General features: G+C 75.7%; 9 protein-coding genes. 5 read left to right on the top strand and 4 right to left on the bottom strand.

Annotation, left to right across the window (positions count from 1 at the left end; genetic code table 11):
• The first annotated feature begins 25 nt into the window (after positions 1-25).
• Positions 26-1,015 carry a TIGR03557 family F420-dependent LLM class oxidoreductase gene (locus tag NHH00_RS20250; protein ID WP_253055317.1) on the top strand — a complete coding sequence of 330 codons (990 nt, stop codon included), beginning with the start codon at positions 26-28 and terminating at the stop codon, positions 1,013-1,015.
• 55 nt (positions 1,016-1,070) lie between these two features.
• On the opposite strand, the gene NHH00_RS20245 is transcribed toward NHH00_RS20250, so the two are convergent.
• Together NHH00_RS20245 and tmk are read right to left on the bottom strand one after the other, a co-directional pair.
• The gene (locus tag NHH00_RS20245; RefSeq protein WP_253055316.1) at positions 1,071-2,207 is read right to left on the bottom strand and encodes a DNA polymerase III subunit delta'; all 1,137 of its coding nucleotides are present in this window, start codon (positions 2,205-2,207) and stop codon (positions 1,071-1,073) included.
• On the bottom strand, positions 2,204-2,959 hold the full coding sequence (gene tmk / locus NHH00_RS20240) for a dTMP kinase (RefSeq protein WP_308202356.1): 756 nt from the start codon (positions 2,957-2,959) through the stop codon (positions 2,204-2,206). Before tmk ends, NHH00_RS20245 begins: the two co-directional genes overlap by 4 nt.
• A gap of 89 nt (positions 2,960-3,048) precedes the next feature.
• Here tmk and NHH00_RS20235 point away from each other — a divergent pair, with 89 nt between their 5' ends.
• The gene (locus NHH00_RS20235) at positions 3,049-3,759 is read left to right on the top strand and encodes an HAD-IA family hydrolase (RefSeq protein WP_253055315.1); all 711 of its coding nucleotides are present in this window, start codon (positions 3,049-3,051) and stop codon (positions 3,757-3,759) included.
• An 87-nt stretch (positions 3,760-3,846) separates the two neighbouring features.
• Here the strand turns inward: NHH00_RS20235 and NHH00_RS20230 are convergent, their stop codons facing one another.
• Entirely contained in the window at positions 3,847-4,362 is a 516-nt protein-coding gene (locus tag NHH00_RS20230) for a MarR family winged helix-turn-helix transcriptional regulator (protein ID WP_253055314.1), read from the bottom strand.
• Between the two features lie 88 nt (positions 4,363-4,450).
• Here NHH00_RS20230 and NHH00_RS20225 point away from each other — a divergent pair, with 88 nt between their 5' ends.
• Positions 4,451-4,660, top strand: coding sequence for a hypothetical protein (locus NHH00_RS20225; RefSeq protein WP_253055313.1), 210 nt, complete (start codon positions 4,451-4,453; stop codon positions 4,658-4,660).
• Between the two features lie 87 nt (positions 4,661-4,747).
• On the opposite strand, the gene NHH00_RS20220 is transcribed toward NHH00_RS20225, so the two are convergent.
• Complete coding sequence (locus tag NHH00_RS20220; protein ID WP_253055312.1) at positions 4,748-5,830, bottom strand: Gfo/Idh/MocA family protein; 1,083 nt, start codon at positions 5,828-5,830, stop codon at positions 4,748-4,750.
• A gap of 136 nt (positions 5,831-5,966) precedes the next feature.
• Here NHH00_RS20220 and NHH00_RS20215 point away from each other — a divergent pair, with 136 nt between their 5' ends.
• Complete coding sequence (locus NHH00_RS20215; protein ID WP_253055311.1) at positions 5,967-6,869, top strand: ABC transporter ATP-binding protein; 903 nt, start codon at positions 5,967-5,969, stop codon at positions 6,867-6,869.
• Positions 6,866-9,553: an ABC transporter permease gene (locus tag NHH00_RS20210; protein WP_253055310.1), complete on the top strand. Its 2,688-nt coding sequence runs from the start codon at positions 6,866-6,868 to the stop codon at positions 9,551-9,553. The genes NHH00_RS20215 and NHH00_RS20210 overlap by 4 nt, the downstream gene beginning before the upstream one ends.
• Positions 9,554-9,566: the final 13 nt, after the last annotated feature.

The following is a 9,566-nucleotide window of genomic DNA, read 5'->3' as shown; positions in this document are numbered from 1 at the left end:
GACCGGCCCGTCCCACGATCGAGGCATGACCCGCTTCGGCTACACCCTCATGACCGAGCAGTCCGGCCCGCGCGCGCTCGTCGAGCACGCGGTCGACGCGGAGCGCGTCGGCTTCGAGTTCGAGGTGATGAGCGACCACTACTTCCCGTGGCTCGACGCCCAGGGCCACTCCCCGTACGCGTGGTCCGTCCTCGGCGCGGTCGCCCAGGCGACGGAGCGCGTCGGGCTCATGACCTACGTGACCTGCCCCCTGCTGCGCTACCACCCGGCCGTGGTCGCGCAGAAGGCCGCGACGGTCGCCCTCCTCTCCGACGACCGCTTCACGCTGGGCCTCGGCGCCGGGGAGAACCTCAACGAGCACGTCGCGGGCGAGCGCTGGCCCGCCGTCGGCGAGCGGCACGACATGCTCGAGGAGGCCGTCGAGATCATCCGGTCCCTGCTCGACGGCGAGCGTCTCACGTTCGAGGGCGTGCACTACCGCGTCGACTCCGCGCGGCTCTGGGACCTCCCCGACGAGACCGTGGAGATCGGCGTCGCCGTCTCCGGCCCGCAGTCGATCGAGCGGTTCGCCCCGCTGGCCGACCACCTCGTGACCACCGAGCCCGACGCCGACGTCGTCCGGCGATGGTCCGGGACCCGGGACCGTGCGGACCTCGCGCCGTCGCGCGTCGTCGGGCAGATGCCGATCTGCTGGGACCCCGACGAGGACGTCGCGGTGGCGCGCGCGCACGAGCAGTTCCGCTGGTTCGGGGGCGGCTGGCACGTGAACGCCGACCTGCCCACGACCGAGGCGTTCGAGGCCGCGAGCCAGTTCGTCCGGCCCGAGGACGTGGCGGAGTCGATCCCGTGCGGCCCGGACCTCGACGCGATCGTCGAGGCGGCGTCCGCGTGGTGGGAGGCGGGGTTCACCGACCTCGCGCTCGTCCAGGTGGGCGAGGTCGGGCAGCGTGAGTTCCTCGACCAGGCCGCGGGGCCGCTGCTGGAGAGGCTGCGCGCGGCGGCCCCGGCGGCGTGAGCGTCGGGCGGGCGCGCGCACCGATCGCGGCCGGTCGGGAGGGACCTGCGGCGGATCAGCCCTGCGGACGCAGCGCGATGACCATCGCCTCGACCGCGAGCAGCGGCGCGACGTTGCCCTCGAGCCGCTCGCGCGCGACGCCGATCGCGTCCATGCGCCGCACGGTCTGCTCCGGGGTGGAGTCCTCGGCGAGCGTGCGCACCGCCTCCGCGAGCTCGACGTTGACGAGCTCGACCTCCGCCCCGAGCTGCACCACGAGCACGTCGCGGTAGAGCGACAGCAGGTCGACCATCGCGCGGTCGAGCACGTCGCGCTGGTGCCGGGTCGCGCGGCGCTTCTGGTCGGCCTCGAGGTCGCGGAGCTGGGACCGCAGGCGCGGCGGGAGGGTCTCGCCGTCCGCGACGCCGAGTGCGCGCAGCAGCTCGGCCTTCTCGGCCGCGTCGCGCTCCTCGGTCGCCGCCTTCGCCTCGGCCTGCGCGAGATCGACGAGCTCCCCTGCCGCGAGCACGGCGTCACCCACCCCGCGCACGCGCCGCGCGAGCGAGAGCACCGACGTCCGGCGGTCGCGGGCGCCCGCGTCGCGGGCCAGCCGGCGCGCGAGCCCGATGTGGCTCTGCGCCGCCCGGGCCGCGACGAGCGCGACGCGCTCGTCGACGCCGTCGCGCTGGACCAGCAGCCCGGCCACGGCCTCGACCGGCGGCACCCGGAGCACCACGCCGCGGCACCGCGAACGGATGGTCACGAGCACGTCCTGCGGGCTCGGCGCGCAGAGGATCCACACCGTGTGGGGGGCGGGCTCCTCGATCGCCTTGAGCAGCACGTTCGTCGTGCGCTCGGCCATGCGGTCGGCGTCCTCGACGACGATCACCCGCCGCCGTCCCTGCGACGGGCTGCGGCTCGCGACCGTCACGAGGTCGCGCACCTCGTCGATCTTGATGGTCACGAGCTCGGTCGCGACGAGGGTCACGTCGGGGTGGGTCCCGGCGAGCGTCGTGCGGCACGCCTGGCAGCGCCCGCAGCCGCCCTGCTCGCACTGGAGCGCGGCGGCGAACGCGCGCGCCGCGTTCGAGCGGCCCGAGCCGGGCGGGCCGGTGAGCAGCCATGCGTGCGTCATCGCGGCCGGGTCCGTCGCGGCGGCGCGGAGCACCTCGACGGCTTGCTCCTGGCCGACGACGTCGTCCCAGACGGTCACGCGGCCCCGCTCCCCGTCGCGGGCCCGGCCGCGATCCCCGAGCCGGGCTCGTACCCGATCGCGCTGTCCGTGTCGTCGAAGCCGTCGTCGGGCTCGGCGGCGACCGTGTCCTCCGCCTCCTCCACGACCGGCGTGAGCTCGAGCCGGGCCGCGACGTCGACGCGGATCTGCGCCTGGAGGTCGTCGACCGAGGCGGCGGCGTCGAGCACGACCCAACGTTCCGGGTCCGCCGCGGCGCGCGCGAGGAACGCCTCGCGGGTGCGACGGTGGAACTCCGCCCCGGCGCGCTCCAGCCGGTCGTGCTGTCGCCGGATCCGCGCCCCGGCCACGGCCGGGTCGAGGTCGAGCAGGATCGTGACGTCCGGCATGAGGTCCTGCACGGCCCAGCGCGAGATGAGCTCGACCTCGTCCGCGCCGAGCTCGCGCCCGCCCGCCTGGTACGCGACCGACGAGTCGAGGTAGCGGTCCGTCACGACGACCGCGCCGCGCTCGAGGGCCGGGCGCACGAGGCTCGCGACGTGGTGCGCGCGGTCCGCGGCGTAGATGAGCGCCTCGGTGCGCGGGTCCATGTCCTGCCCGTGGAGCACCGCGGCACGCAGCTCCTTGCCGAGCTCGGTGCCGCCGGGCTCGCGCGTCAGCACGACCTCGCGCCCCGTGAGCTCGCCGAGCCACTGCCCGAGCAGGCGGGACTGGGTCGACTTGCCGACGCCGTCGCCGCCCTCGAACGAGATGAAGTACCCGGGTGCGCTCACGGCGTCCACCCTATCCGCGGCGTCGGACACCGGGGTCGACCCGCGAGACCGGGCGCACCGCTCCCCGGCCGCGGGCTAGCCTCGGGGACATGCCCGACCCCGCCGCCGCGCCCCGTCCGCTGCCCACCCCCGGCGTCGCGTTCGCCGGGCGCACGTTCGACGCCGTGCTGTTCGACATGGACGGCACGCTCATCGACTCCGTCCCGGCGGTCGACCGGAACTGGCGACGCTGGGCCGCGGAGCACGGCCTGCCCGACCCGGACGAGTTCCAGATCCAGCACGGCACCCCGGCGCGCACGCTCATCGCCGAGCTCCTGCCGGAGGACCGGGTCGAGGCGGCCTACGAGCGCATCCATGCGCTCGAGCTCGAGGACAACGAGGGCGTGACGATCCTGCCCGGGACGCGGGACGCGCTGGCCGTCCTCCCGCCCGCGCGGCAGGCGATCGTCACGTCCTGCACCCGCCCGCTCGCCGCCGCGCGCATGGCGGCGTCCGGTCTCGCCGCGCCGTCGGTCGTCGTGACGGCCGACGACGTCGCGCGCGGCAAGCCCGACCCGGACCCGTTCCTCCTCGGCGCGGAGCGCCTCGGCGTCGACCCGGCGCGCTGCCTCGTCGTCGAGGACGCCCCGGCGGGGATCGCGGCGGCGCGCGCCGCGGGCTGCGCGACGCTCGCCGTGACGGGCACCCACTCGGCCGACGAGCTCGCCGACGCCACGCCCGCGCCCGACGCCCTGGCGGCGGGGCTCGTGGCGGTCCGCTTCGCCGTCGGTCCCGACGGCGTCCGCGTCACCGACGCCTGACTCCCCCGCCGAGGACGGGGTCGGCTCCCGTCCTCGTCCCGTCACGGGCCGGCACCGCACGCTCGGTGAGCGGCCGACGCACGCTCGTCAGTAGACGCCGGCGCGCAGCGCGGCGGCGACGACCTTCGACGCCGCGGCATGGACCTCGGCGAGCTCGTCGAGGCTGAGCCCGGTCGCGGCGACGATCGACGGTGGGATGCGCTCGGCGTCCTGGCGCCGCGCCCGCCCCTCGGCGGTGAGGCCCACGCGGACCTGGCGGCCGTCGTCGGGCGAGCGCGACCGGCGCACGTAGCCGAGCGCCTCGAGCCGCTTGAGGAGCGGCGAGAGCGTCCCGGCGTCGAGGTGCAGGCGCGCGGCGAGGTCGCCGACGGTCGAGGTCGTGCCCGCGGCGTCGTCCTGCCAGAGCGCGAGGAGCACGAGGTACTGCGGGTGCGTGATGCCGAGCGGCTCGAGCAGCGGGCGGTACAGCGCGACCATGCCGCGCGCGCCCGCGGACAGCGCGAAGCAGACCTGCGCCTCGAGCGCGAGAGGGTCGGCGAACAGCGTCGCCGCGCCCGGCGCGACCGTCCCGTCGACCGTCCCGTCGACCTCGTCACCCGCCATGGCGCCATGGTACCGAGGATCGCGGTATTCTTGGTACACCAATGATTGGTGCACCAATCATCTGACGAGACCTGCAGCGGAGGACACCGTGGCGCGGAAGAACGACAGGCGCACGCTCGGCATGCGCATCACCGAGGGTTTCCTCCCGATCTTCGGCCCCGCGCAGGTCGGCCGGCAGGACGCGGACGGCCGCGGCGTCTCCGACGCGGAACGCGAGCGCGACCAGGAGCTGAAGACCCGCTTCGAGCGCATCACGGGCCCGGACGGCCGCACCTACGTCGTCGAACACACCGACTAACACCCCCGCGAGATCGACCCGAGCGTCCCCAAATCGACCCACCGAGGGTCGATCTCGACCGCTCGGGTCGATCTCGCGCCGGCAGCCTCACTCCCCGGGGTACACGACCCCGATCTGCCGCCGGACCTCGTCGAGCGTCCGCATGACCTCGAGCGTCGAGTCCCAGGACATGCGCGGGCTCTGCGTCTCGCCCGCGGCGACGCGGCGTGCGACCTCGGCCGCCTGGTATTGCTTGCCCTCGCCGGAGAAGCCGTCGTAGTACCAGGACGAGCCGTCGTGCCGGACCACGCGGAACGACGTCGGCGCGTAGAAGTTCCCCTCGACCTCGATGCGCCCCGCCGTCCCCGAGATCACGGCGGTCGTGGCCGTCCGCGACCACAGCGTCGTGGAGAGCGTCGCCTGCGTGTCGCCGTAGCCGAGCACGATGCTCACCTGCCCGTCGACGCCCGTCTCGGTGAGCGCGCCCACCGCGGTGACCGACGACGGCGCGCCCAGCAGGTCGTGCGCGAACGACACCGGGTACACGCCCAGGTCGAGCAGCGCACCGCCCGCGAGCTCGGGCGCGTAGAGGCGGTGCGCCGGGTCGAACGCGAACCACTGGCCGTGGTCGGCGCTGAGGTTGACGACGTCGCCGATCTCGCCGCGCGCGATCACCCCGCGCAGCGCGGCCACGTGCGGCAGGAACCGCGTCCACATGGCCTCCATGACGAACACCCCGGCCTCGCGCGCGGCGTCGAGCACCTCGACGGCCTCCTCCTCGTTGCGCGTGAACGCCTTCTCGACGAGCACGTGCTTGCCCGCGGCGATGGCGAGGAGCGCGTGCTCGCGGTGGTGGGAGTGCGGCGTCGCGACGTAGACGACGTCCACCTGCGGGTCCTCGACGAGCTCCTGGTAGCCGTGGTGGGTCGTCGGGACGCCGTGGGCGGTGGCGAAGCGCTCGGCGCGGACGCGGTCGCGCGAGCCGACGGACGCGACGCGGCCCTGCGTGTGGACGCGCACGGCCTCGGCGAACGACGACGCGATCCCGCCGGCTCCGAGGATGCCCCAGCGGATCGACGGCGCGCTGCGCGGGTCGGGGACCGTGCCGGTCACGTCGGCGGTCAGGTCGGGGACGGGGTGGACGGCGAGCCGTGCCGAGTTCTCGGCGGGCGCCTGGGCGTCGATGCTCATGGCCCCACGCTATCCCGGTGGGATCGCTCCCACGCCCAGGTGTCCACGGAACGTCGGACGACGTGCGGCGCCGCGGGACGACGTCTCCCCCGCGCGGGTGGTGCGGCGCGCGGCGCGGCGGGCCACGATGGGGACCATGACGTCCCCCGCGCCCCGGACCGACGCGCCGACGGACACCCCGGACGTGCCCGAGGCGCGCGCGAGCGCCCGCGGGCTCGTCAAGGTCTACGGGTCCGGCACGACGGCGGTGCGCGCGCTCGACGGCGTCGACGTCGACTTCGCGCGCGGGCGGCTCACCGCGATCATGGGCCCGTCCGGCTCGGGCAAGTCGACGCTCATGCACTGCCTGGCGGGCCTGGACTCGCCGACCTCCGGGAGCGTCGTGATCGACGGGCAGGAGATCAGCCGCCTGTCGCAGCGCCGCCTCACGGCCCTGCGCCGCACGCGCGTCGGGTTCGTCTTCCAGGCGTACAACCTCGTCCCGACGCTCACCGCGGCGGAGAACATCACGCTCCCCCTCGACATCGCGCGCGCCCCCGTGGACCGCGCGTGGTTCGACGAGGTCGTCGACTCCGTCGGGCTGCGCGACCGCCTGCACCACCGCCCGTCCGAGCTCTCCGGCGGGCAGCAGCAGCGCGTCGCGTGCGCGCGGGCGCTCGTCTCGCGGCCGTCGATCGTGTTCGCCGACGAGCCGACCGGCAACCTCGACTCGCGCTCGGCCGGCGAGGTGCTGGCGTTCCTGCGCCGGTCCGTCGACGAGCTCGACCAGACCGTCGTCATGGTCACGCACGACCCGCGCGCGGCGTCGTACGCGCACCGCGTCGTGTTCCTCGCCGACGGCCGCCTCGCCGGCGAGCTGCACGACCCCACGCAGCAGGACATCCTCGACGCGCTCGCGCTCGCGGCGGACGACGACGGCCCTCCGTCCGGACCGGCCGCCGCACCCGCGACCCCGGCCCGGCCGGCCGCCGGGCCCACGACCTCGGCCGGGCCCGCGGCGCCCGTCGGGCGGCACGCGGCCCCGGTCGACCCGGCATGATCCGCGTCGCGCTGCGGGGCGTGCGGGCGTACGTCGTGCGGTTCGTGCTCTCCGTGCTCGCCGTGACGCTCGGCGTCGCGTTCGTCGTGGGCACGTTCGCGTTCCGCGGCATGCTCTCCTCGACGTTCGACGACATCATCGCGACGACGCTCACCGCCGACGTCTACGTGCGCGGGTCGCAGGAGGTCACCGGGGACGCGACCGGGCCGGGCGGCGGGAGCGGTGGGAACGGGTTCGCGGGCGACCGCACGCTCGTCTCCGCCGACCTCGCGGGACAGGTCGAGGCGGTCGACGGCGTCGCGCGCGCCGTGCCGGACGTCTCCGGGCCGGTCGTCCTCGTCGCCGCCGACGGGACCGCCGTCGTGACGACGGGACCGCCCAGCACGGCCTTCTCGATCGACCCCGAGGACCCGAGCCTCACCCTGCTCGACGGCGCGTGGCCGGGACCGGGAGAGATCGTCCTGGAGCAGAGCGCGGCGGAGACGGCGGGACTGTCGACCGGTGACGCGACGACGGTCGTGCTGGGCGGCGAACCGACCCCCGTGACGGTGTCCGGCGTCTTCGGGATCGAGGCCGCCGCGGCGGGCGCGGTGCTCGTCGGGATCGACGGCGAGACCGCGCGCGACGTGTTCGCGCCCGACGGGATGGTGCCGCAGCTCGCGGTCTGGGCGACGCCGTCGTCGGGGACCGTCGACGAGGACGCGCTCGCGCAGCGCGTCGGCGACGTGCTGCCCGAGGGCGCCGAGGCGGTGACGGGCGAGCAGGCGCGCGCCGAGGCCAGCGAGGCCGTCGAGGAGGTGCTCGGGTTCGTCGAGACGTTCCTGCTCGTGTTCGCGGCGATCGCGCTGTTCGTCGGCGCGTTCATCATCGCGAACACCTTCGCGATGTCGGTGCGCGAGCGCCTGCGCGAGCTCGCGCTCCTGCGTGCGCTCGGCGCGTCGCCCGGCCAGGTGTTCACGTCCGTGCTCGTGCAGGCGCTCGTCGTGGGGCTCGTGGGCGGCGGGCTGGGGGTGCTCGCCGGGGCCGGTCTCGTGCGCGTCATCCGGTGGGGCCTCGACCTCGCGGGCATGGAGTTCTCCGGTCGGGTGCCGCTCGGCACGCCGCAGGTCGTCGCGGCCGTCGGGCTGGGGGCGGTCGTCAGCCTGCTCGCCGCGGTCCTGCCCGCGCGTCGCGCCGCCGCGATCCCGCCCGTCCAGGCGATGCGCGACGACGTCGCCCCGGACCGCGGGACCGGCGTCCGGGCGGTGGGCGGGATCGTGCTCGTCGCCCTGGGCGCCGGGATCCTGTGGCTCGCCGCGTACCTCGGGTCGTCGGTCGCCGACGCCCCGACCGGGTGGGCGTGGCTCGACGACCTCAGCCCGCGCGTGCTGCTCGGCGTCGGCGCGGGGCTCGTGCTCGTCGGCGTGCTCGTCGGGTCCCCGGCCGTCGCGCGCGGCGTGCTCACCGTGCTCGCGTGGCCGCTCGTCGTCGCGCTGCGGCCCCTGGGGCGCCTCGCGCGCGGCAACGTGACGCGCAACCCGCGCCGCACCGCGAGCACCGCGGGCGCGCTGCTCATCGGCATGGCGCTCGTGTCGGTCACGGGCGTCATCGCGGCCTCGACCCAGGCGTCCGTCCGCAGCATCGTCGAGAACGAGGTGCGGGCCGACCTCGTCGTCGACTCCGCGACCCTCGTGGTCCCCGACGGTGCGGTCGACGCCGTGACGGCGACGCCCGGCGCCGCGGTCGTCGACACCGTGCGCCTCGGCCTTGCGCCCGTCGCGACGGTCGGCCCCGCGGGGAACGGGACGCCCTCGTCCGACGACGAGCCGGACGGATCGGGCGACGAGCCAGGCGCCGGGGAGGCGCGGGGGACCGACGTGGCGGGCGTGCCCGCCGGCTTCTTCGACACCGCGCTCGACCCCGTGACGCTCGCGGGAGACCCGACGGCGACGCTCGAGGCGGGGGACGTCGTCGTGCACCGGCGCACCGCGCGCGAGCGCGGCTGGGAGGTGGGCGACACGCTGCGCCTCGGCGAGGGCGCGACCGCGGTCGAGGCGCGCGTGGGCGCGGTGATCGACAGCCAGCTCGTCGGGACGGGGATCCTCGTGCGCGACGACGTGTTCGACGCGGTCGTGCCCGCCGCGCAGGCGAGCGTCCGGATCGTCTACGTGTCGGCGGCGGAGGGGGCGTCGGCGGCGGAGGTGGAGGACCTGCGCGCGGCGCTGACGACCGCCGTCGAGCCGTTCCTCGTCGTCACGGTGCTCGACCGCGAAGAGACGGCGTCCGCGTTCGCCGACCAGGTGAACCAGGTGCTCGTGATCCTCTACGCGCTGCTCGCGCTGTCGATCGTCATCGCGCTGCTCGGCATCGTCAACACGCTCGCCCTGTCGATCATCGAGCGCACGCGCGAGATCGGGCTGCTGCGCGCCGTCGGGCTCGGGCGCCTCCAGCTCGCCGGCGTCATCGCGATCGAGTCGGTGCTCACCGCGGTCTACGGGACGGTGCTGGGCGTCGCGACCGGCATCGGGATCGGCGCCGCGCTGCCCGGCGTGCTCGCCGACGAGGGCCTGAGCACGCTCGCGGTCCCCTGGGGCCAGGTCCTCGCGATCCTCGGCGTCGCCGTGGTGATCGGCCTCGTCGCGAGCGTCTGGCCCGCCATCCGCGCCGCCCGCCTCCCGGTCCTGGACGCCGTCACGGTCGACTGACCCGGCACCCCCG

The sequence above is a fragment of the Cellulosimicrobium cellulans genome, assembly GCF_024124905.1.
Lineage (GTDB): Bacteria > Actinomycetota > Actinomycetes > Actinomycetales > Cellulomonadaceae > Cellulosimicrobium > Cellulosimicrobium cellulans_G.
Note: the sequence above shows the minus strand (reverse complement) of the source record. Positions and strands in the feature narration are given on the sequence as shown.

Bases quoted from the DNA above. Each gene is read 5' to 3' on its own strand.
- NHH00_RS20215 (WP_253055311.1), top strand. From the start codon at position 5,967: ATGACGTCCCCCGCGCCCCGGACCGACGCGCCGACGGACACCCCGGAC.
- NHH00_RS20250 (WP_253055317.1), top strand. From the start codon at position 26: ATGACCCGCTTCGGCTACACCCTCATGACCGAGCAGTCCGGCCCGCGC.
- NHH00_RS20210 (WP_253055310.1), top strand. From the start codon at position 6,866: ATGATCCGCGTCGCGCTGCGGGGCGTGCGGGCGTACGTCGTGCGGTTC.
- NHH00_RS20220 (WP_253055312.1), bottom strand. From the start codon at position 5,830: ATGAGCATCGACGCCCAGGCGCCCGCCGAGAACTCGGCACGGCTCGCC.
- NHH00_RS20230 (WP_253055314.1), bottom strand. From the start codon at position 4,362: ATGGCGGGTGACGAGGTCGACGGGACGGTCGACGGGACGGTCGCGCCG.
- NHH00_RS20235 (WP_253055315.1), top strand. From the start codon at position 3,049: ATGCCCGACCCCGCCGCCGCGCCCCGTCCGCTGCCCACCCCCGGCGTC.